Source organism: Brevundimonas sp. AVps7, from assembly GCF_058681545.1.
In genome coordinates, this window is record NZ_CM178742.1 from 3,079,879 (window position 1) to 3,098,945 (window position 19,067).

Annotated in this window: 21 protein-coding genes; 15 read left to right on the forward strand and 6 right to left on the reverse strand. The window is 66.2% G+C overall.

Annotation, left to right across the window (positions count from 1 at the left end; all coding sequences use genetic code 11):
* Positions 1–141 precede the first annotated feature (141 nt).
* On the forward strand, positions 142–1,854 hold the full coding sequence (locus ACW17Y_RS15340; protein ID WP_492036536.1) for a hypothetical protein: 1,713 nt from the start codon (positions 142–144) through the stop codon (positions 1,852–1,854).
* 144 nt (positions 1,855–1,998) lie between these two features.
* Here the strand turns inward: ACW17Y_RS15340 and ACW17Y_RS15345 are convergent, their stop codons facing one another.
* Both ACW17Y_RS15345 and ACW17Y_RS15350 read right to left on the reverse strand, forming a co-directional pair.
* On the reverse strand, positions 1,999–2,307 hold the full coding sequence (locus tag ACW17Y_RS15345) for a TFIIB-type zinc ribbon-containing protein (RefSeq protein WP_492036537.1): 309 nt from the start codon (positions 2,305–2,307) through the stop codon (positions 1,999–2,001).
* Positions 2,308–2,405: 98 nt separating this feature from the next.
* Complete coding sequence (locus ACW17Y_RS15350) at positions 2,406–4,391, reverse strand: CASTOR/POLLUX-related putative ion channel (protein ID WP_492036538.1); 1,986 nt, start codon at positions 4,389–4,391, stop codon at positions 2,406–2,408.
* A 175-nt stretch (positions 4,392–4,566) separates the two neighbouring features.
* Here ACW17Y_RS15350 and ACW17Y_RS15355 point away from each other — a divergent pair, with 175 nt between their 5' ends.
* The 6 genes from ACW17Y_RS15355 (at position 4,567) to ACW17Y_RS15380 (ending at position 11,271) form a co-directional block, all read left to right on the forward strand.
* Positions 4,567–5,007 (forward strand): VOC family protein, encoded by a 441-nt coding sequence (locus ACW17Y_RS15355; protein WP_492036539.1) that lies wholly within the window; start codon positions 4,567–4,569, stop codon positions 5,005–5,007.
* A 2-nt stretch (positions 5,008–5,009) separates the two neighbouring features.
* Positions 5,010–5,615, forward strand: coding sequence for a DUF6655 family protein (locus tag ACW17Y_RS15360; RefSeq protein ID WP_492036540.1), 606 nt, complete (start codon positions 5,010–5,012; stop codon positions 5,613–5,615).
* 54 nt (positions 5,616–5,669) lie between these two features.
* Positions 5,670–8,591, forward strand: coding sequence for a DNA polymerase I (gene polA / locus ACW17Y_RS15365; RefSeq protein ID WP_492036541.1), 2,922 nt, complete (start codon positions 5,670–5,672; stop codon positions 8,589–8,591).
* Positions 8,592–8,718: 127 nt separating this feature from the next.
* Positions 8,719–9,195, forward strand: a complete 477-nt coding sequence (locus ACW17Y_RS15370) for a hypothetical protein (RefSeq protein ID WP_492036542.1) — start codon at positions 8,719–8,721, stop codon at positions 9,193–9,195.
* Positions 9,196–9,407: 212 nt separating this feature from the next.
* On the forward strand, positions 9,408–10,646 hold the full coding sequence (locus tag ACW17Y_RS15375; protein ID WP_492036543.1) for an HD domain-containing protein: 1,239 nt from the start codon (positions 9,408–9,410) through the stop codon (positions 10,644–10,646).
* Between the two features lie 16 nt (positions 10,647–10,662).
* Entirely contained in the window at positions 10,663–11,271 is a 609-nt protein-coding gene (locus ACW17Y_RS15380) for an SOS response-associated peptidase family protein (protein WP_492036544.1), read from the forward strand.
* Here the strand turns inward: ACW17Y_RS15380 and ACW17Y_RS15385 are convergent.
* Positions 11,217–11,444: a hypothetical protein gene (locus ACW17Y_RS15385; protein ID WP_492036545.1), complete on the reverse strand. Its 228-nt coding sequence runs from the start codon at positions 11,442–11,444 to the stop codon at positions 11,217–11,219. The two genes, ACW17Y_RS15380 and ACW17Y_RS15385, sit on opposite strands and share 55 nt — an antisense overlap.
* A gap of 246 nt (positions 11,445–11,690) precedes the next feature.
* On the opposite strand from ACW17Y_RS15385, the gene ACW17Y_RS15390 reads away from it, so the two are divergent.
* The gene (locus ACW17Y_RS15390; protein WP_492036546.1) at positions 11,691–12,041 is read left to right on the forward strand and encodes a DUF2188 domain-containing protein; all 351 of its coding nucleotides are present in this window, start codon (positions 11,691–11,693) and stop codon (positions 12,039–12,041) included.
* Positions 12,042–12,176: 135 nt separating this feature from the next.
* On the forward strand, positions 12,177–12,641 hold the full coding sequence (locus ACW17Y_RS15395; protein WP_492036547.1) for a Fic/DOC family protein: 465 nt from the start codon (positions 12,177–12,179) through the stop codon (positions 12,639–12,641).
* 4 nt (positions 12,642–12,645) lie between these two features.
* On the opposite strand, the gene ACW17Y_RS15400 is transcribed toward ACW17Y_RS15395, so the two are convergent.
* Positions 12,646–12,879: a hypothetical protein gene (locus ACW17Y_RS15400; RefSeq protein WP_492036548.1), complete on the reverse strand. Its 234-nt coding sequence runs from the start codon at positions 12,877–12,879 to the stop codon at positions 12,646–12,648.
* 308 nt (positions 12,880–13,187) lie between these two features.
* Here ACW17Y_RS15400 and ACW17Y_RS15405 point away from each other — a divergent pair, with 308 nt between their 5' ends.
* Together ACW17Y_RS15405 and ACW17Y_RS15410 are read left to right on the forward strand one after the other, a co-directional pair.
* Complete coding sequence (locus tag ACW17Y_RS15405) at positions 13,188–13,799, forward strand: hypothetical protein (protein ID WP_492036549.1); 612 nt, start codon at positions 13,188–13,190, stop codon at positions 13,797–13,799.
* Positions 13,796–14,986 carry a BaiN/RdsA family NAD(P)/FAD-dependent oxidoreductase gene (locus ACW17Y_RS15410; RefSeq protein ID WP_492036550.1) on the forward strand — a complete coding sequence of 397 codons (1,191 nt, stop codon included), beginning with the start codon at positions 13,796–13,798 and terminating at the stop codon, positions 14,984–14,986. Before ACW17Y_RS15405 ends, ACW17Y_RS15410 begins: the two co-directional genes overlap by 4 nt.
* 9 nt (positions 14,987–14,995) lie before the next feature.
* Here the strand turns inward: ACW17Y_RS15410 and ACW17Y_RS15415 are convergent, their stop codons facing one another.
* A complete protein-coding gene (locus tag ACW17Y_RS15415) occupies positions 14,996–15,232 on the reverse strand; it encodes a zinc-finger domain-containing protein (protein WP_492036551.1) in 237 nt (78 codons plus the stop codon).
* 108 nt (positions 15,233–15,340) lie between these two features.
* Here ACW17Y_RS15415 and ACW17Y_RS15420 point away from each other — a divergent pair, with 108 nt between their 5' ends.
* Positions 15,341–16,315 carry an ABC transporter ATP-binding protein gene (locus ACW17Y_RS15420; RefSeq protein ID WP_492036552.1) on the forward strand — a complete coding sequence of 325 codons (975 nt, stop codon included), beginning with the start codon at positions 15,341–15,343 and terminating at the stop codon, positions 16,313–16,315.
* 39 nt (positions 16,316–16,354) lie between these two features.
* Here ACW17Y_RS15420 and ACW17Y_RS15425 read toward each other — a convergent pair whose 3' ends face one another.
* Positions 16,355–17,221 (reverse strand): MBL fold metallo-hydrolase, encoded by an 867-nt coding sequence (locus ACW17Y_RS15425; protein ID WP_492036553.1) that lies wholly within the window; start codon positions 17,219–17,221, stop codon positions 16,355–16,357.
* A 71-nt stretch (positions 17,222–17,292) separates the two neighbouring features.
* Between ACW17Y_RS15425 and ACW17Y_RS15430 the strand changes: the two genes are divergently transcribed.
* The 3 genes from ACW17Y_RS15430 to ACW17Y_RS15440 are packed head-to-tail and all read left to right on the forward strand — an operon-like array spanning position 17,293 to position 18,953.
* A complete protein-coding gene (locus tag ACW17Y_RS15430) occupies positions 17,293–17,625 on the forward strand; it encodes an ArsR/SmtB family transcription factor (RefSeq protein WP_492036554.1) in 333 nt (110 codons plus the stop codon).
* 4 nt (positions 17,626–17,629) lie between these two features.
* Positions 17,630–18,166 carry a rhodanese family protein gene (locus tag ACW17Y_RS15435; RefSeq protein WP_492036555.1) on the forward strand — a complete coding sequence of 179 codons (537 nt, stop codon included), beginning with the start codon at positions 17,630–17,632 and terminating at the stop codon, positions 18,164–18,166.
* Between the two features lie 16 nt (positions 18,167–18,182).
* Positions 18,183–18,953 (forward strand): sulfite exporter TauE/SafE family protein, encoded by a 771-nt coding sequence (locus ACW17Y_RS15440; protein WP_492036556.1) that lies wholly within the window; start codon positions 18,183–18,185, stop codon positions 18,951–18,953.
* Positions 18,954–19,067: the final 114 nt, after the last annotated feature.

Genomic DNA, 19,067 nt, shown 5'->3' on the forward strand with positions numbered 1-19,067 from the left:
AACGCGCGGCAAGCGTAACCGTTCGCCCGCGATCGCGGTGACTTTACGGCCACAGTCCCGCGCTGACCAGATTTCGTTCGCGAAACGGGACCTTAAAGCCTTCGCGCCTAACCTCCCGGCAAGACCGCAGAAAGCGACCCGATGGCCGGACCCGTCCACTACGAGCTCTACATCCGAAAGACGGCGCCCGCGCCGTGGTCGCTGATGCTGGCGACGGAAGAGCGGAAACACGCCATCGACACCGCCGAGGAAGTCCTGAAGGACAAGCACGCCGTGGCTGTGCGGGTCACCAAAGAGACGCTCGATCCGGACACGATGGAGTTCAACAGCGTCACCGTCCTGACCAGGGGCGCGCCGGAAGCGCCGAAGAAGCGGCTGGTCAATGCCGACGAAGATCGTTCGAACTGCCTCGGTCCCCAGGACCTGTACGCCCCGCACGCCCGCGAACTGATCGGGCGAGTGCTGGAAGACTGGCTGGGGCGCAACGGCGTCACGGTCTTCGAGCTTCTGCACCGGCCGGACCTGGTCGAAAGGCTGGAGGCGTCCGGCGTCGAACTGCAGCACGCGATCCAGAAGGTCGCGATCCCCGAGAGTCAGGCCACGGGTCAGGCCTCGCACGAGTTGATCCGTAACTATCAGAAGCTCGTCGAGCAGGCGATGGAACGGGTGGTCGCCGCCGGTCGCAAGGGGACCTTCCCCGACCTCGCCAACCGGTCGCTGGCCGATGTGGCCCAGAAGCTGGCCGGCGCGCCCGACCGCTCCTTCATCATGGGAGGGATCATCGCCGGCGCCCTGGCCGGTGTTCGGGGCGCGCGACCGCGTCTCGACCGGCTGATGGACCTTGCCGACCGGGCGCCGGGCGAAGGCGCGCCGCGCGCCATGGTGATGGTCGCAATCGAACAGATCCTTTGCGAACAGCTGGGCGCGCGGACCAATCTGGCGGAAATTCTGGGGCCGGCCCTCGATCAGGGCGGCAGCCTCGCGGCCGTAGTGCGGATGGTCGCGCCGCGCGAGATCGACATGCTGATCCGCCACGATCCCCGCATGGCTTTGCTGATGCCGTCCGTCGACGGTCCCGCGGCCCGGCTGGGCGCCCGGATCGAGGCGGGCGAATATCCGATCCTGGCCGCCTCCCTGGCGCGTATGGTCCTGCGTGAACTGATGGGACCCCGCCGCCTGCGACCCGCGGATGCGTCGGGGGAGATCGACATCCTGCGCACCCTGGCCATGTCGCTGACGGCGACGGCCGGACGACTGTTGACGCTCGAGGAGGTCCAGAGCGCCTTCACCGAGAGGTCCAAGAGCCTGGTCACCGCCGACTTCGTCCAGGCCTATGTCGTGCCCTGCGAGACCGTCCTGTGCGAGGCCGAACAGCTGACGCGCCTGTGCGAGAACGTCACCGGCAGTGCGAACAAGCGCTCGGCGGCCCGCTGGCTGGCCGCCTGCGTGACCTCGCTGCGGTTCGAAAGCGAGATGCGCATCAGCGCGCCGAGCGCGTCCAGAAAGCTTCAGGTGCTGGCCCAGCTGAATCGATCGGTGAAGGCGGCCGCCCTTTCGGAACACGACACCGAACAGATCATGACCGCCATCGGCCATGTCGGCGGCGTGGTCGAGGCCGAGGCGAAGCTGACTGTCCAGCTGGCCCGCGCGCCGGTCACGGTGCAGCAAAAACTCTCGGCCTTGCTCCGCCTCGCCGCCGGCGAGACCGCGCCGCTGGGACCTGCGGCCGACCGGGCCAAGGCCGAGGCGATCAAGATCTTCCGTGCGCCGGAAGCCCGGGCCGCCCTGACCGCCGCTCCGGAAAGCATCGCGCCGCTGAAAGGCTTGATGAAGGCGGCGGGGCTGGCGGCTTGATATAAGGGGCCAACGCGCGCGACACGGTCGCGCGCTGCTTGAGCCCATTTCTTTCGGCTAACGCGCGCGACACGGTCGCGCGCTGCTTGAGCCCATTTCTTTCGGCTAACGCGCGCGACACGGTCGCGCGCTGCTTGAGCCATGTCAGTCGAAGATGTCGAAGATGCTGTCGCGCTTCTTCTTTTTGTAGCGGTAGTCGTCGTCGTCACGATATCGCGGCTGCTCGCGGTACTGCGGCTGCGGCGCCTGGGCCCAGGGCGAGGCCTGCTGGGGCGGCGGGGCATAGGCGGGCTGGGCCGGGGCGGCGGAGGCGACCGCGCTTTCCATGAGCTTTTCGAGCTCGCCACGATCCAGCCAGACGCCTCGGCAGGTCGGGCACATGTCGAACTGGACGCCGTTGCGATCCAGGGTCTGCATCTGGGCGTTGTCGTTGGGGCACATCAGAAGGGGCAACGGCAGTTCTCCTAGTCGACCGGTCTCGCCCAGATGGCGCCTCTGTCTGAACGCGCCAACCGGGGCGGGGTGTCGCAGCCCCGCCCCGGTCGCTGCGATCAGTCTTCCGAAAGGACGATGACGCGATCTTCCGGCAGGTAGTCGAGCGCCTCGGACTTGGATGGATTGACCACGACGCCGCCCATGTTACGGCCGTCGCCGTCCTCGCTCTCGCGCTTGCGGCGATAGCCGATGGCGGTCTCGCCGCGCTGACGGGCGGCCTCGGCGATCGTGTAGAAGGTGACCGGGGCCGACAGGTCCACATAGTCGCCGACCGGGCGCATGTAGATTTCCGAACCGTCCTCATCCAGCAGATCGTCGAAGATGGAGCTGAGGTATTCGTTTTCCGACGCCTGGGCCAGCATCAGGCTGACCAGTTTGTTGGACACCACGAAGTCGTCGGCGCGGGTGACCTCGGCCAGCTCGCGGTTGCGGATGTCGATCATCTCCGAGACCACGCTGATGTGAGTGCCGAGGCGCTCGGACAGTTTCCGCAGATGCAGCAGGGTGATCAGCGTCCGCGTATCGGCCGACTGGGCCTCCATGGTGTCGGAATAGCCCAGCACCATGATGGAGTCGTAGCTGACCGGATCCAGCCCCTCGATCGAGGCCGAGTGGCTGGTGTCGATCGTCCGGGCCTCGACCTTCATATTGGTCGATCCCAGCGGCATGGCGGCGATCTCCTCGGCGAAGCCGGGAGTGTCGCCGGCCACTACGAGGGTCGATCCGGGGCGCACGTATTTCGACAGTTCGTAGGCGATCATCGGGCCCCGACGGTTCCAGCCGATGATCAGGGTCCGTTCGGCCTTGCGGCGCACGACCTTGGGCTTGCGGATCGCCGAGGCGTCGATCGCGTCGTCGGGCAGCGGTGTAAGTTTGATGGCCGCGTCGTCCTCGGCGATGATGATGGCGCGGGCGCCGGCGGGGATCACCTCGTCCATCGGCGGATTCATCCGCACCCGGCCGTCGGCGTAGCGCAGACCGATCAGGGCCGAGTCCGCGTAGCCCATCACTGCGTCGCCGTAGGTGACGCCGACCAGTTCCTCGAGCTCGGTCGTGTAGATTTCGCAGCCGTCGAAATCGAGCAGTTCGGAATAGACGGCCGAGAGGCCGGCCTGGCGGCTGGACTGGACCACGATGCGCGAGATCAGGTCGTCGGCGAGCACCAGCTGGACCTCGTCGCCGCCGACGATGCGGGCGACCTCGGCGTTCCTCGCGTCGCGCAGTTCGGCGGCGATCTGATAGCGTTCCTCGCGACGCTTCGGATCGTTGGTCAGAGCCAGGACGGTCTTGATGACCTGGCTGTCGGGATCGTCGACGCCCTCCGGGGAGACCACAATGATCGAGCGGCAGGCCTGGGGATTGACGATCGACAGGTCGAACAGGTCGGTCGGGTCGCCCGAACGGCAGACGATCTGGGTGTTCTTGAGATCTTCGACCTTGTCGGCGATCTCGTCCTCCATCTCGACCTTGTCCTTGTTGGCCATGATGACGATGCGCGGATTTTTCCGACTCTCGTTGGCGATGACCAGTTCGGAGATGATGTCGAAGATCGAGGCCGACCAGTTCAGGATGATGGTGTGATCGGTTTCCAGGACGCGGGAGCGACCCTTGCGGGCCTCGTCGATCTTGGAGTCCAGCCCGGCAGAGATGACCGAGATCAGGGCGGAAAAGACCAGGATGCCCATGGCGGTGACGAACAGGTTCAGGCCGCGGAAAGCCCAGCCCGCATCGCCGGCCACCGTGCCGGCGTCCGTGGTGCGCATCAGCGACTGCCAAAGGGACTCGATGAAGCTCCAGCCGCCATCAGGGCCCCAGCGGGTCAAGGTCAGGACCGTGGCGGCGAACAGGATGGTGATCAGCGTGACCAGACCGAGCCAGCCGACGAGCGCCATGGCGCCGCCGGACATCGACTTGTCGAAGCCGTACTTCAGCCGCTCGCCCAGACTGACGTCGCCGTTCTGATGTCCCTTGGTGGTGTTCGGTTTGGCGGCGGCGCCCTTGCCGGCGCTGCGCGCGGCGTTGGCGCGAGTAAGCGATCCCATGAGGCGGCTGAATGTCCCTGGTTGTCCGCCCGCCCCCCTGGCTGACGGTCACGTCTTGCGACAATTCGCGCACGGACGTTGAGCCGCCACGCTTAATGCGCTTTTCCGGCCTTTGGAAGCTGACGATTCCCGACTAGAAGGCGACCCTCCCCCTTCCGCTGCCTGAGGCAATCTCATGCGCTATCTGCACACTATGGTCCGGGTCGCCGACCTGGACGCCTCCCTGCATTTCTGGACCACCCAGCTCGGTCTGGAGGAAGTGCGCCGGATCGAGAACGAGAAAGGCCGCTTCACCCTCGTCTTCCTGGCCGCCCCGAAGGACAAGGACCGATCCGCCGCCCAGCGGTCGCCGGAGGTCGAGCTGACGTACAACTGGGACCCCGAGGTCTACACGGGCGGCCGGAATTTCGGCCACCTCGCCTACAAGGTCGACGACATCCATGCGACCTGCCAGCGGCTGATGGACTCGGGCGTGGTGATCAACCGCCCGCCCCGTGACGGCAACATGGCCTTCGTCAAATCGCCCGATGGCATCTCGATCGAACTGCTGCAGGAGGGGACACCGCTGGAGCCCGCGGAGCCCTGGCTGTCGATGCCAAACACCGGGACCTGGTAGGCGTGCGTCTGATCATGCTGGGCGTCGCCGCCCTGCTTTCCGGGTGCGCCTCGACCTCCGAGACCAACCCCGGCCGCACCGCAACCGAACAGCTGCTGATGGCCCGCGCCGCCGACATCGCCGTCGATGGTCTGCGGTTGCCGATCCCGCCGGGTTCGCGCGTCTTCGTCGAAAACCGCTACATGCAGGGCGAAGGCTCGGCCTATGCGACCTCGGCCATCCGCTCGGCCCTGTCGGAAGCCGGCTTCGCCCTGGCCGACGACAAGGGCCAGGCCGACGCCGTGTTCGAGCTGCGCGCCGGCGCCCTGTCGCTGGAGCAGATGCGCCGCGTGGTGGGACTGCCGCCGCTGGCCCTGCCGATCAACGAGAACCTGAACGTCGTCTCGATCCCCGAGCTCAGCCTCTACAGCCGCCGCGACCGGGTCGGCGTCGCCGAATTCTCGGGCTTCGTCTATGACGCCCGCACGGGCGCGCCTCTGGGCGCCGTCTCGCCAATGATCGGCGAATATCGCATCCGCAGCCACAAGGTGCTGATGATGGTCACCTGGGGCCAGCAGTCAGCCCGTCCCGGCGAACGCGATCCCGGCGACAGCTGGCGGGAGTTCTAGGCTTCGGCCGTTTCGACCGGTGACGGGCGCGGCGGCCCCGCCTATGTTCTCCGCATGTCCGATGCCGTCGCCGAAACCCCGCCCGCAGACCGCTCGCTGACGCAGGATGGGCCCGGCGTCCGGCTGTGGCTGATCGACGCCTCGGCCTACATCTTCCGCGCCTACCACGCCCTGCCGCCCCTCACGCGCAAGTCCGACGGTCTGCCGGTGGGCGCGGTCCAGGGCTACTGCAACATGCTGTGGAAGCTGCTGAAGGACATGAAGGGCGCCGACGGCCCGACCCATCTGGCGGCCATCTTCGACCATTCGGAGAAGACGTTCCGGAACGATCTCTACGACCAGTACAAGGCCAACCGGTCGGCCCCGCCCGAGGACCTGATCCCGCAGTTTCCGCTGGTGCGCGAGGCGACGGCGGCGTTCGGGGTCCATTGCGTCGAGCTGCCCGGCTACGAGGCCGACGACCTGATCGCCACCTATGCCTGTCGGGTGCGCGACGCGGGCGGCGAGTGCGTCATCGTCTCGTCCGACAAGGACCTGATGCAGCTGATCGGCCCCTCGGTCGTCATGTGGGATCCGATGAAGGACCGCCGCCTGGCCGAGGAGGCGGTGATGGAGAAGTTCGGCGTCACGCCGGACAAGATGATCGACCTTCAGGCCCTGATCGGCGACAGCGTCGACAACGTCCCGGGCGCGCCGGGGATCGGGCCCAAGACCGCCGCCCAGCTGCTGGACGAGTACGGCGATCTCGACACCCTGCTGGAGCGGGCCGGGGAGATCAAACAGCCGAAGCGGCGCGAGACCCTGATCAATTTCCGCGACCAGATCCTGCTCAGTCGCGAGCTGGTCAGGCTGACCTGCGACGCGCCGGCGGCCGAGGCGATCGACGACTTCGCCATGCGCGACCCCGATCCGGCGACCCTGTCGGCCTTCCTTGAGACGATGGAGTTCCGGGGGCTTCAGCGGCGGGTCGGCGACGGCAAGCTGGCCGGGCACGACGGTTCGGCCTTCGCCCCGTCGCGTCCGGCCGCGCCCCTGACCGCGCCCGTCATCTCGCCCCGCTATGCGCCCCAGGCGATTTCGGAGGACGTCGAGAAACAGGCGTTCGACACCGAGGCGTACCGCTGCATCCAGACCCTGGAGGCGCTGGACGCCTTCCTGGCGAGGGCGACGGAGGCGGGGGTGGTCGGGTTCGACACCGAGACGGACGCCCTGTCGGCGACCCATGCGGGGCTGTGCGGGGTCAGTCTGGCGATCGGGCCGAACGACGCCTGCTATGTGCCTTTGACCCATGAGCACGAGCCGCAGGCGGGCGGGGGCGGGCTGGACTTCGGGGATGCGGTCGAGACCCGGGAGCCCCTGAACCAGCTCGACAAGTCGACCGTTTTAGCCCGGATAAAAATAATTCTTGAGGATGAATCCGTCCTCAAGGTCGTCCAGAACGGAAAGTACGATCTGGCGGTCATGGCCAGACGGGGCATTCGCGTCGCGCCCACCGATGACACCATGCTGATCAGCTACGTCCTGGAGGGCGGGCTGCATGGGCACGGGATGGATGAGCTCTCAAGGCTGCATCTGGGGCATGACCCCATCCCGTTCAAGTCTGTGGCCGGCGTCGGCAAGTCCCAGAAGTCGTTCAAACACGTCGAGCTGAAACCGGCGACCTGTTACGCGGCCGAGGACGCCGACGTGACCCTGAGACTCTGGCGCATCCTCAAGCCCCGGCTGGCGGCCGAGGGTCTGGCGACCGTCTATGAGACGCTGGAACGGCCCCTGCCCGCCGTGCTCGCCGACATGGAGCTGGAGGGCATCCGCGTCGACCCCGCCCGCCTGCGCCGCCTGTCGTCGGAGTTCGGCCTGCGCATGGCCGAGCTGGAGGCCCAGGCCCACGAGATCGCCGGCCGTCCCTTCGCGATCGGCAGCCCCAAACAGATCGGCGAGCTGCTGTTCGGCGAGCTCAACCTGACCGGCGGCAAGAAGACCGCCTCGGGCCAGTGGGAGACCGGCGCCGCCACGCTCGAAACCCTGGCCGAGACCCACCCCCTGCCCCGCGCCATCCTCGACTGGCGCCAGCTCAGCAAGCTCAAGGGCACCTATACGGACGCGCTTGTATCGGCCATGGACGAGGCCACCGACCGGGTCCACACCTCCTATCAGCTGGCCGCCGCCACGACGGGCCGCCTCGCCTCCTCCGACCCCAATCTGCAGAACATCCCGATCCGCACCGAGACGGGCCGCCAGATCCGTCAGGCCTTCATCGCCCGCGACAACTGCGTCCTGATCTCGGCCGACTACTCCCAGATCGAGCTGCGGCTGCTGGCCCATATCGGCGACATCCCCGAGCTGAAACGCGCTTTCAAGGCCGGGATCGACATCCACACGGCCACGGCGTCCGAGATGTTCGGCGTCCCCGTCGACCAGATGGACCCCGAGACCCGCCGCCGCGCCAAGGCCATCAACTTCGGCATCGTCTACGGCATCTCGGCCTTCGGCCTGGCCGCCCAGCTGAACATCGACCAGGGCGAGGCCGGCGCCTATATCAAGACCTATTTCGAGCGCTTCCCCGGCATCCGCGACTACATGGACAAGACGAAGGCCGAGGTCCGCCAGGCGGGCTTCGTCTCCACCGTCTTCGGCCGCCGCATCCACATCCCGGCCATCCACTCCAAGTCGGGCGCCGAACGCCAGTTCGGCGAGCGCGCCGCCATCAACGCCCCGATCCAGGGCGCCGCCGCCGACATCATCCGCCGCGCCATGATCCGCATGCCGGCGGCCCTGGAGGCGGCCGGTCTGTCGGATGTGAAGATGCTGCTCCAGGTCCACGACGAACTGGTCTTCGAATGCCCGGATGCGCTGGCCGAGACGGCCATCCCCGTCATCCGCCGGGTGATGGAAGGCGCGGCGGAACCCGCCGTGGCGCTGACGGTGCCGCTGGTGGTGGAGGCGAGAGCGGCCAAGAACTGGGACGAGGCGCACTGACGGTATCAAACCCGTAACGATTTCACGCGACGGTGGTGTAGCCAGATTCGGAAAATCGGCTTACAGCGAGGCTTGCGTTACAGAACGCGAACATATATAGAACACGCCCCCACATGGAGGAGGCCGTATGGATGCGCGACTTGCTGCACTAAAGCTCGTGCTGGACGAGCTTGGCGAGACTTCAGATATTTCTAGTGTGTCAGAACGTCTTCGTTTACAAAAGGCTGTATATCTCACGCAAGAATTGGGACTTAATCTTGGGTACCATTACAGTTGGTACCTTCGTGGACCATATTCAACTTCGCTGACGCAGGACTACTATCAACTTGCGGACCTGATCGCCGCTGGCGATAGGCCGGATGTTGAGCTGAACGCTCCGTCTAAGCAGGCGCTGCAAAAAGTCCAAGGGCTGCTTCGAAAACCTGACGACGTAAATCTAGCAGTTCATCACTGGTATGAATTATTGGCGTCTCTTCACTACCTTACCAAAGTTAGCAAGAAGTCAGAAGCCGACGCATATGTAACCTTGCACTCATCGAAGCCGCACCTGTCTGGCTATAGCAAGCGAGGCTTTGATCATCTCCGCCAGTTCGGCTTGGTGTAGATTTAGGCGTGACGAGATTTCATCACAAGCGGGTGACCGATCCGGTTCACGGCGCTATTTCTCTGAGCCAACTCGAATCAGATGTGACGTCTACTCGCGTTTTTCAGCGGCTACATAATGTAAGGCAACTCGGCCTAGCTCACCTGGTATTTCCTGGTGCGAACTACTCTAGATTCTCGCACTCTTTGGGAGCGCTTCACAACGCTGGCATAATGCTTGACGCCCTCATCGCGTCGGGCAATGCGATCGATGATGATACTATTCAGGCTGTTCGCCTAGCAGCTCTGCTGCACGACATTGGCCACTACCCCTTCTCTCATGCAACCGAGCATGTAGTGAAAGATTTCTATGCTGCGGCGTTGCTTTCTGAGGCTGGCGTTCCTGCTGGCTTGACCACCTCACCTTCGTCGGAGAGCGCTGACGACGCCTCATCTGGCCCCTTGCCGACGCACTTTGACCATGAGGCACTTGGTGCTCAGATCATTGCTCACGATGCAGAGCTAAGAGAAGTTTTTCAACGTAACAGCTTTGACCTCGCCCTTTTGGAAAAGGTGTTCCAGCCAGGCCCCGAGAACAATCTGCTGCCCATAGTAAGCTCGGACCTCGACTGTGACCGGCTCGACTACCTTCGACGAACCGCTCACTTTAGCGGAGCGCCCTATGGATCAGTCGATATTCGGTTTATAGCAGGAAGCGCTATGCTGGATAGCTCTGGACAGTTCTGCTTCAGCCATAAAGCGATGAGAGCCGCCGATCATCTTCTTGTCTCACGCTACTATGACTATGTGCAGGTTCCCTTTCAAAAAACAGTGTCGGGCCTAGAATGGAGCTTGGTCACTGGGCTGAAAGCTTGCTTGGCCGAGGGTCAGTTTTCTTGCTCCGCCAAATCCATGATATCCATGATCACCAATGGCGAGTGGAGTACGTTTGACGATCAGTATGTGGTAAGCTGCTTTAGAGAAATACGGAAAACTTCATCCGATCAGATCCTAGTTGATCACTTGGACGGGATAATCAACCGACGTCCTCCTAAGTTAGTTGCTGGCTGGGAAGAAATAGGGCCAAGCGCTCGAGCAAATACAAACACGAAGCACGTGGCTCTCCGCGCTTCACTTGACGAAATTGCACGGGACGTAGGGTGTGATCCAAACCGCCTTCATATTTGGCAAACTGGAATTAAACTCTCGTCAATCCAGGCCGGAGACGAACTGTCCGAGATTTCAGCGAAAGCAGTTCACATTATGGATCCGAGATCGGGTAAAGCGCGCCCCCTCGTTGATCATCCTGATGCTTTGATGAATACGTTGTCACGTTCGGAATATGGCGGTGTGCGCGTCTATTATTTGCCCACGGCTGGCGAAGACTCTCGCACATTGCGAGTAGAGCTTTGTGAAAGACTAGAGCTAAGGGTTGGCGCCGCGACGACCTGCACCGCTCCCAGGCGGTCGTAATTGCAAACTCTGCTTTATGTGCAACCGCTTCGTCCCGCCCCCGACGCTCGACACGATCGATGACGAGATCAGCCAGCTGGGGCTGCCGCTGATCTTCCCCGCCGGGCGGCCGAACATGCCGCCCGAATACGCCATCGGCGACAGTCCGCCCGTGGTGCTGCGCGCCGGGGCGGGCTTGAGCCTGACGCCCATGGCCTGGGCGTGGAAGGGGCCGGGCGGGAAGCCGGTGTTCAACTTTCGCTCCGACGGGCGGACCTTCGGGTCGTCGGAGCGGTGCCTGATCCCCGCCGCAGGCTTCTTCGAGTTCACGGACGCCGAGCCGGGCCACAAAAAGAAGACCAAGTGGCGGTTCGACCTGATCGACGCGCCGTGGATGTGGATGGCGGGGGTGGTCAAACAGGGGGCGTTCGCCATCCTGACCACCGAGCCGGGGCCGGATGTCGCGCCGTATCACGACCGGCAGGTCTGTGTTCTGGCGCCCGGTCAGGCGCTGGAGTGGCTGGACCTGACGCGGCCGGAGGGGGAGATGTTGCGGCCCCTGCCGGCCGGGTCGTTGTCGGCGACCAAGGTCTATCCGGAACAGGGTGCCCCGCCCTTGTCCGCGACCCGCTCGATGAAACTATAAGCCCCCTTCTTGTGCCGGATCAGGCGGAACCAGGCGCCGGGACCCTCGAACGGGGGGTACTGGCCGGGCGACAGGAAGGCTTCGCAGCCGAACAGGCCCTCGTCCCGGTGAACCATGGCGTGGACCGGGCCGCCTCCGGCGTTCTCCAGAAAATGGGACTGGCGCAGGAACATGATGGTCTCCCGTCCCCTGGGTAGTCTAGGCACGGTCCCGGTGGTCGGCGAGGGTCACGCGCCCCAGCCGCCGGAGCTGGATGCCGGCCGCCTGTTGCAGGATGGCGCCCGGGGAGAGGCGCTCGATCTCGGCCAGGAGGCTCTTGATGCCGCAGCGGCCGTCGGCGCTGGTCAGGTCGAGGCCGCGCTAGCCACCGCCAGACGCGGCGTCTTGGCGCTGTCCTGTTCCATGATAGACTCATCGTCATGCCCAAAAACCCAACGCGTCAGTCCGGGTCCGTCGCTGTCGCGAAGGTCGACGGCCGGTGGGCTGTGCGCGAGGGCGCGCAGGGCGGCTCGATCTACCAGACCCAGGCCGAGGCCGTGACAGCGGCCAAGCGGGCGCTGGCGCGTCAGGGCGGGGTGCTGACCGTCCATCAGGCGAACGGCAAGGTGCGCGAGACGCTGACCCTCGGGCGGGACACGGCCGTGCGGCTGAACGGGATCGAGGGTGTGGCGCTGAACGCGGCGTCGCGAAGGATATTGCGGGATATCCAGGCGTCGGGAATGACCCCGGCGCAGCAGCGCAGCGCGATCAGCGCCGCCTTCAAGAAGTAGGCGGCGCTGTCCGACACGCCGTTCGAACCGCTCTATGCGGCTGAGGACGATCCCTATTGCTACAAGGGAACGGCGGTTCTGAAGAACCGCGAGAGCCTGAGAGATCAGGGCGAACTGGATCAGTTTGAAGCGCTGATGGTGACGATCCAGTCGTCGCAGCCCCTGCCTGACGGCGCGCTGGACGCCCGACACTATCGCGCCATCCATCGGCATCTGTTCGGGCCGGTCTATCGCTGGGCGGGCAAGGATCGGACGATCCGCATCGCCAGGGACACGAGCATGTTCTGCTATCCCGAGCAGATCGGGCGGCAGATGGAGATCCTGTTCGGCGATCTGGCGCGGGCCGATCATCTGCGCGGACGGGATGCCGAAGCGTTCGCGACGGGGGCGGCGCATTTTCTGTCCGAGCTGAACGTGATCCACCCGTTTCGGGAGGGGAATGGGCGGGCGCAGAAGGCCTTTCTGATGCTGCTGGCCGAACGGGCGGGGCATGCCATCGACGTGGGCCGGATCGATCGGCAGCAGTATCTCGAGGCCATGATCGCCGCGTTCAAGGGCGACGAGGCGCCCCTGACCCGGGTGGTCCGCAGCCTCCTGTAGAATTTCAGCCCGTCGCCCGGTCCCGGTGGTCGGCGAGGGTCACGCAGCCCAGCCGCCGGAGCTGGATGCCGGCCGCCTGTTGCAGGATGGCGCCCGGGGAGAGGCGCTCGATCTCGGCCAGGAGGCTCTTGATGCCGCAGCGGCCGTCGGCGCTGGTCAGGTCGAGGCCGCGCAAGGGGGCCAGAAGATGCTCCACGTCGGGAGCGGCGGGGCGGGGGTCGGGGTTGGGGGATGTCATCTGAAAACGCCTCGGGGATGGGGGCCGACCCGGGGGTGGTTCAACACCCGGGGCGGGGTGGAGGCAAGGGGATGTTCGTGGTTTGTTCTGGATGATCCACAATCTCCTTTCTCCGTGCACCCCGGCCCCCGGGTCTGGCTGCGCCAGCCCGAGGGGCCGGGGTGCACGGTGAGAGATTGGGAGGATTGGGCGCCACCTATCTTTTTGACCCATCAACGGATCGGCGGAATCGGCCCGTGATTTCAAGGGTCGGGTCTGATCAGGGGCTTTTTGTGCGCCCTGGTGTGGGGCGGCCCCAGACTGTGGGGATGGGGAAGCCGAGCAAGCTGAGCGAGGAACAGTGGGGGGCGCTGTTCGAGATGGATCGGGCGGGGGTGAGGCGCGCCGACCTGGCGGAATGGTACGGGGTCTCGGTGGGGACGATCTGCTGGCAGGCGCGCAAGCGCGGGCGGATGAAGGGCGGGGATCCTCTGACCGTCGATCGGCGGAAGCGGCCGGTCGAGGGGTGGGCGGAGGACCATGTCTTTTCCCAGAGCCGCAGCGGGATGACGCCCGGACGCTGGCGGCAGTTGCTGGACCGGAGGAACGCCGGGGAGGCGGATGAGGGGCTGGCCTTCGACTATCAGGTGCATCCCTCGACGATCGCGGCGGCGGCGAAACGGTACCGGATGCGGAAATGCGATCTGGCGGGGGCGGTGTGGCGGCCGCGCGGGCCGCAGTGGGGTTCGGGGCCGGCGCGGCCGGAGATGGGCTTTCGCATCGACCGGAACGACGCGCGGGTGCACCGGGAGGCGGTCGCGCGGCTGGTGCTGCGGGCGGCGCAGGAGGGGCGGATGGACGACATCCGCGAACTGCTGAAGGCCTCGGCGGGGCTGGATAGTCTGATCCCCGGCCCGTGGCATGCTAGGGGGCGGGGATGAAGACTGAGACCCTTGATGTTCTGGTGGTCGGCGCGGGCGCGGCCGGGATGATGTGCGCGATCGAGGCGGGGCGTCGGGGGCGGCGCGTGCGGGTCGTCGATCACGCGCGGGCGCCGGGCGAGAAGATCCGCATCTCGGGCGGGGGGCGGTGCAACTTCACCAATACCGGGACGAGCGTGGCGAACTTCCTGGGGGAGAACCCGAGGTTCGCGGCCTCTGCGCTCGGGCGATATACGCAGGCCGACTTCGTCAAACGGGTCGATCAGGCGGGGATCGCCTGGCACGAGAAGACCCTGGGCCAGCTGTTCTGTGACGACTCGGCCAGGCAGATCATCCGCATGCTGACCGACGACATGAGGGCGGCGGGGGTGGTGCTGTCGCTGGGCATGGGCGTGGACCGGGTCGAGCGGGTCGGCGAGGGGTTCGAGGCGGCGCTGTCGGACGGGTCGGTGGTGAGGTGTGCGTCGCTGGTGGTGGCGACGGGCGGCAAGTCGATCCCCAAGATGGGGGCGACGGGGTGGGGCTATGACCTCGCGCGGCAGTTCGATTTGCGGGTGACGGAGACGCGGCCGGCGCTGGTGCCGCTGACGTTCGAGGCGGGGCTGCTGGAACAGACGACGCCGCTGGCGGGGGTGGCGGTGGACGCGGTGGTCTCGGCGGGGAGGACGAAGTTTGAAGAAGCCATGCTGTTCACGCATCGGGGGCTGTCGGGGCCGGCGATCCTGCAGATCAGCTCCTACTGGCGCGAGGGGGAGGCGATCACGGTGAAGATGGCGCCGGGGGTCGATGTGCTGGCGCGGCTGAAGGCGGCGAAGTCGGAGAATGGAGGCAAGCAGGCCGTGCACACGGCGCTGGGCCATATCGTGCCGCGGAGGCTGGCCGAGGTGCTGACGGCGCGTGAGGGCGCCAACGGCAAGCTGGCCGAGGTCGGGGACAAGGTGCTGGCGCGGCTGGATGCGGCGGTGAACGCCTGGACCGTCAAGCCGGTGGGGTCGGAGGGGTATCGCACGGCCGAGGTGACGCTGGGCGGAGTGGCGACGGACCAGCTGGACCAGACGACGATGGCGGCGAAGAGCGTGCCGGGCCTGTATTTCATCGGCGAGGTCGTCGACGTGACCGGCTGGCTGGGCGGGTACAATTTCCAGTGGGCGTGGAGCTCGGGCTGGGCGGCGGGGCAGGCCTGCTGAACGGGCCTGCTAGTGCGCCTCGGGCGGCCGGGCGGCGGGGTCGAGGTATTCGCTCTCGGCGTGATGGTCGGCCGACAGGACGAAGCGGCGGTCGCAGTAGCCGCACTCGACGAAATTCTCGCCGCCCATGTCGAGATAGACCAGCGGATGGCCCAGCACGCCGCCGCCGTCGCAGGCCACCCGCTTGGTGGAGACGGTGATTTCCTCGGGCGGGAGGACGAGTTGATCGGGATGGCGCGGCGGCATTGATCGGTCCGTGGTCTTGGCGCGGGGGGTGCTGACGCCTAGTTAGACGGCATGCCCCTGCGCCGAAAGCCCCCCCAGCGCGCCAACGGCGTGCGTCGAAAGAAAATGATGACCGAGACCGAAGCCCTGCCCGTCAACGCCATCGAGGTGCGCGGGCTGGAAAAGACCTATGCCGGCTCGAAGAAGTCGCCGCCGAAGACGGCCCTGCGCGGGGTCGATCTGGTCATTCCGAGGGGGTCGATGTTCGGCCTGCTGGGCCCGAACGGGGCGGGCAAGTCGACGCTGATCAACATCCTGGCGGGGATCGTCAACAAGACCGGCGGGACGGCCGCCATCTGGGGCCGCGACATCGACGAACGGCCGCGTGACGCGCGTGCGGCCCTGGGCGTCGTACCGCAGGAGATTGTGGCCGACGTCTTCTTCACCCCGCGCGAGGCGCTGGAGGTGCAGGCGGGTTTCTATGGCGTGCCGAAGTCGGAGCGGCGTTCGGACGAACTACTGGCCGCGCTCGGCCTGTCGGACAAGGCCAATGCCTATGTGCGGGCCCTGTCGGGCGGGATGAAGCGGCGGCTGATGGTGGCCAAGGCCCTGGTGCACAATCCGCCGATCCTGATCCTGGACGAGCCCACTGCAGGCGTGGACGTCGAGCTGCGGCGCCAGCTGTGGGAATACGTCCGGCGCATCAACGCCGAGGGGGTCACCATCCTGCTGACCACCCACTACCTCGAGGAAGCGCAGGAGCTCTGCGACACCATCGCCATCATGAACCGGGGCGAGGTCGTGGCCTGCGAGCCGACGCCGCAGCTGCTGCGCCGGCTGGATACGCGCAACGTCGTGGTGACGCCCGAGCATCCGCTGGACGGCGTGCCGACGGTGGCCGGGTTCGACGTGGTGGCGCGGGCCAACGGGGCCTTCGCCATCAGCTACAAAAAGGGCCAGTCGTCGGTGGAACAGGTGCTGGCCGCCGTGCGCGCCGCCGGGATCACGATTTCCGACATCACCACCGAGGACCCGGACTTGGAGGACGTCTTCCTGGCCCTGACCTACGGGGATGCGAACGCGGTCAGTCCGACGAAGGACTGATCGGCTCTTCCCGTCCTCCAGGGCCTGGAGGCTGGTGCGCTAGATCACATTGAGCGGCAGTTTCATGTAGCGCCGTCCGTCCAGCTCGGGCGGAGGCAAGGCGCCCGCGCGGATGTTGATCTGCAGCGAGGGGAGGATCAGCTGCGGGGCCTTGAGGGTCGCGTCGCGCGCCTCGCGCATGGCGACGAACGCGTCTTCCGATACGCCACCGCCGATGTGGATGTTCAGGTCGCGTTGATCCGCCACCGTCGTCTCGAACCTGAAGTCCGGGCGACCGTCCGGCAGATAGTCATGGCCGACGAACATTCGCGTCCCGGGGGGCAAGGCCAGCAATTTCCGGATCGACCGATACAGGGTGCGGGCATCTCCGCCGGGGAAGTCCGCGCGGGCGGTCCCGTAGTCAGGCATGAACAGGGTGTCGCCGGTGAACAGTGCGTCGCCGATGCGGTAGCTGACGCAGGCCGGGGTATGGCCGGGGGTGTGAATCACCTCAACGGTCAGGTTCCCGAGCCTGAAGGTGTCGCCATCGGCATGCAGGCGGTCGAACACGGCGCCGTCATGCGTGACATCATGGGCGTCGAAAAGGGGGCCGAAAGTCGATTGGACTGTGCATATCCGCTCACCGATGCCGATGGGCACGCCCTCGGTCCGGCGCAGATGGTCGGCGGCGGTCAGGTGGTCAGCATGGGCATGGGTTTCCAGGACCATGGCCAGGGTCAGTCCCGCCTCGCGTAGCGCACTCATCACGGCATCAACCGAACCGGTCGAGGTGCGGGCCGAGGCGGCGTCGTAGTCCAGCACCGGATCGATGATCGCAGCCTGGCCGGTGTCAGGGTCGCTGACCAGATAGGTGACGGTATGGGTCGCCGGGTCGAAAAAGCCTCGGACGTCGGGGTGTGCAGCCATGGGAAGGGCTCCTTTCGCTATCCAATATATTAGGTATTGCTTATTTAGCAAGTACGCATATATTGGCGTTCATGACCGACCCCCACGCCCTTCCGCTCGAACTGTTTCAGGCCAGCGCCGGCCAGGCCGCCGGCCTGTTGCGGGCGCTGTCAAATGAGAAGCGCCTGATGGTGCTGTGCCAGCTCGGCGACCGCGAACTGTCGGTGGGGGAACTTCTGCCCGTCGTCGGTCTGTCGCAGTCGGCGCTGTCGCAGCATCTGGCGCGGCTACGCGAGGAGGGGCTGGTCGACACACGCCGGGACGGCACGACCATCTTCTACCGTATCGCCGACCCTTCGGTGCTGAAGGTCATCGCCGTGCTGGCCGAGATCTTCTGCCCCCCCTTTTCACACACCAAGGACTGATCCCATGACGACTCTGACCCCTCTGAAGCCCGCCGACGTGGCCGAGCGCCTCAAGGCGCGCCGGGCCATCCTGATCGATATCCGGGAACCCGACGAGTTCGCGCGTGAACATGTGTCCGGCGCCGTGCATGCGCCCCTGTCGCGGTTTGACGGCGCGGCGTTCGATGAGCATGCGGGGCAGCAGGTGATCTATACCTGTCGGACCGGCAATCGCACCGGCGTGAACGGTGTGAAGCTGGCGGCCTGCGTGCCGGGCGAGGCGTTCGTGCTTGAAGGCGGACTGGATGCCTGGAAGGCGCAGGGTCTGCCGATCCGGGCGGACCGGTCGCAGCCGATCGAGCTGATGCGCCAGGTGCAGATGACGGCCGGCGGCTTGATCCTGATCGGCGCGGCGCTGGGTCTGCTCGTACACCCGGCGTTCTGGGGCCTGGCGGCGTTCGTCGGGGCCGGGCTGTTCGTCGCCGGCGCGACGGGGTTCTGCGGCATGGCGCGGCTGCTGGCCGTGATGCCCTGGAACCGCAAGGCGGTCGGGGTCGCGTGACCTCATGACGACCGAGATGATCCCCCTGTTGCTGGCGGTGCTGAGCGGCGGCGTCGTGGCCTTGCTGCTGACTCTGTTCGGGGGCGGGGGATCGGTGCTGGCCGTGCCTTTGCTGCTCTATGTGGTCGGCGTCACCGACCCCCATGTCGCCATCGGCGTGGCGGCGGCGGGCGTGGCGCTGAACGCCCTGACGGCGCTGGCCGGTCACGCGCGGGCCGGGAGGGTTCGCTGGCCCTGCGCGACGCTGTTCGCTGTGACGGGGGCCGCCGGGGCGTGGGTCGGGTCGTCACTGGCCAAGGCCATCGACGGACATCAACTGCTGTTGATTTTCGCGGTCGCGATGGCGGCGGTCGGCGTATCCATGCTGCGTCCCAGGGCGATCGTGGTCCGGCCGGAACCGAGGCTGAACTGGTCGATGTCGCCGCGCATCGGGCTGGCGGGCGCGGGCGTGGGGTCGGCGGCGGGCTTCTTCGGCATCGGCGGCGGCTTCCTGATCGTGCCGGGACTGATGGCTTCCACGGGCATGAGCCTGGCCACCGCCCAGGCCACATCCTTGCTGAGCGTGGCCGCGTTCGGGGCGACGACGGCCGGCAACTATGCCCTGTCGGGCTGGGTCGATCCGGGCCTGGTCGCCGCCATGACGGTCGGAGGCGTAGCCGGGACCCTGGCAGGGCTGCCGTTGGCGAGACGTCTGGGCGCGAACGCGGCGCTGGGCCGGACCATGTTCGCCGGGCTCATCCTGATCGTCGCGGGCTACGTCGCGTATCGCGCGATGGCCGGTCTCTGAGCCGTGAGGTCGATCGTCCGCAACGGGGCAGTTGCGATCGTCGACAGAGAGCCGGGACCGCGACCCTCCCGGTCCCTGATCACACCCACCTCCATATCGGGCGCGCGCGGGCTT

What these genes read in the sequence shown, in the direction of transcription:
- ACW17Y_RS15340 (WP_492036536.1), top strand. Translation starts at nt 142, where the DNA reads ATGGCCGGACCCGTCCACTACGAGCTCTACATCCGAAAGACGGCGCCC.
- ACW17Y_RS15350 (WP_492036538.1), bottom strand. Translation starts at nt 4,391, where the DNA reads ATGGGATCGCTTACTCGCGCCAACGCCGCGCGCAGCGCCGGCAAGGGC.
- ACW17Y_RS15355 (WP_492036539.1), top strand. Translation starts at nt 4,567, where the DNA reads ATGCGCTATCTGCACACTATGGTCCGGGTCGCCGACCTGGACGCCTCC.
- polA (WP_492036541.1), top strand. Translation starts at nt 5,670, where the DNA reads ATGTCCGATGCCGTCGCCGAAACCCCGCCCGCAGACCGCTCGCTGACG.
- ACW17Y_RS15370 (WP_492036542.1), top strand. Translation starts at nt 8,719, where the DNA reads ATGGATGCGCGACTTGCTGCACTAAAGCTCGTGCTGGACGAGCTTGGC.
- ACW17Y_RS15375 (WP_492036543.1), top strand. Translation starts at nt 9,408, where the DNA reads ATGCTTGACGCCCTCATCGCGTCGGGCAATGCGATCGATGATGATACT.
- ACW17Y_RS15380 (WP_492036544.1), top strand. Translation starts at nt 10,663, where the DNA reads ATGTGCAACCGCTTCGTCCCGCCCCCGACGCTCGACACGATCGATGAC.
- ACW17Y_RS15385 (WP_492036545.1), bottom strand. Translation starts at nt 11,444, where the DNA reads ATGTTCCTGCGCCAGTCCCATTTTCTGGAGAACGCCGGAGGCGGCCCG.
- ACW17Y_RS15390 (WP_492036546.1), top strand. Translation starts at nt 11,691, where the DNA reads ATGCCCAAAAACCCAACGCGTCAGTCCGGGTCCGTCGCTGTCGCGAAG.
- ACW17Y_RS15395 (WP_492036547.1), top strand. Translation starts at nt 12,177, where the DNA reads ATGGTGACGATCCAGTCGTCGCAGCCCCTGCCTGACGGCGCGCTGGAC.
- ACW17Y_RS15400 (WP_492036548.1), bottom strand. Translation starts at nt 12,879, where the DNA reads ATGACATCCCCCAACCCCGACCCCCGCCCCGCCGCTCCCGACGTGGAG.
- ACW17Y_RS15405 (WP_492036549.1), top strand. Translation starts at nt 13,188, where the DNA reads ATGGGGAAGCCGAGCAAGCTGAGCGAGGAACAGTGGGGGGCGCTGTTC.
- ACW17Y_RS15410 (WP_492036550.1), top strand. Translation starts at nt 13,796, where the DNA reads ATGAAGACTGAGACCCTTGATGTTCTGGTGGTCGGCGCGGGCGCGGCC.
- ACW17Y_RS15415 (WP_492036551.1), bottom strand. Translation starts at nt 15,232, where the DNA reads ATGCCGCCGCGCCATCCCGATCAACTCGTCCTCCCGCCCGAGGAAATC.
- ACW17Y_RS15420 (WP_492036552.1), top strand. Translation starts at nt 15,341, where the DNA reads ATGACCGAGACCGAAGCCCTGCCCGTCAACGCCATCGAGGTGCGCGGG.
- ACW17Y_RS15425 (WP_492036553.1), bottom strand. Translation starts at nt 17,221, where the DNA reads ATGGCTGCACACCCCGACGTCCGAGGCTTTTTCGACCCGGCGACCCAT.
- ACW17Y_RS15430 (WP_492036554.1), top strand. Translation starts at nt 17,293, where the DNA reads ATGACCGACCCCCACGCCCTTCCGCTCGAACTGTTTCAGGCCAGCGCC.
- ACW17Y_RS15435 (WP_492036555.1), top strand. Translation starts at nt 17,630, where the DNA reads ATGACGACTCTGACCCCTCTGAAGCCCGCCGACGTGGCCGAGCGCCTC.
- ACW17Y_RS15440 (WP_492036556.1), top strand. Translation starts at nt 18,183, where the DNA reads ATGATCCCCCTGTTGCTGGCGGTGCTGAGCGGCGGCGTCGTGGCCTTG.